The sequence below is a fragment of the Paenimyroides viscosum genome (assembly GCF_003858535.1).
Lineage (GTDB): Bacteria > Bacteroidota > Bacteroidia > Flavobacteriales > Flavobacteriaceae > Flavobacterium > Flavobacterium viscosum.
In genome coordinates this window covers 1-579 of sequence record NZ_RQTJ01000029.1, presented here as the reverse complement: position 1 = coordinate 579, position 579 = coordinate 1, and the positions used below count along the sequence as shown (strand labels likewise).

The following is a 579-nucleotide window of genomic DNA, read 5'->3' as shown; positions in this document are numbered from 1 at the left end:
ATTTAGAAAATCTAAAAGATGTAGATCATTTACCAAACTACCGTTTTGAAAAGGTGGACATCTGTGATGCGGCTGCTGTTTTAAAGGTGTTTCAAAAATACAATCCCACCGGTGTTATTCATTTAGCAGCCGAATCGCATGTAGATCGTTCTATTGCAGACCCATCTGCATTTGTAATGACAAATGTAATTGGTACGGTTAATCTATTAAACGCCGCTCGTGAAATATGGAAAGATGCTTCAACAGACTCAGCACAAGCTTATGAAGGCAAACGTTTCCATCACGTATCAACCGATGAGGTTTTTGGTGCTTTGGGCAGTGAAGGTTTCTTTACCGAAGATACTAAGTACGATCCGCATTCGCCTTATTCAGCATCAAAAGCGGCTTCAGATCATTTTGTACGTGCGTACCACGATACTTATGGATTACCAATTGTTTTAACAAACTGCTCAAACAATTACGGCCCCAACCATTTTCCAGAGAAATTAATTCCGTTGTGTATTCATAACATCATACATAACAAACCGCTGCCTATTTACGGCGATGGTAAATATACCCGTGATTGGTTGTTTGTAATCG

General features: G+C 39.6%; 1 protein-coding gene. It reads left to right on the top strand.

Translation table 11 applies throughout. The features are described 5' to 3' along the window. On the top strand, positions 1 to 579 hold a 579-nt coding region (locus tag EG242_RS11470), incomplete at both ends, for a dTDP-glucose 4,6-dehydratase (protein WP_235831908.1).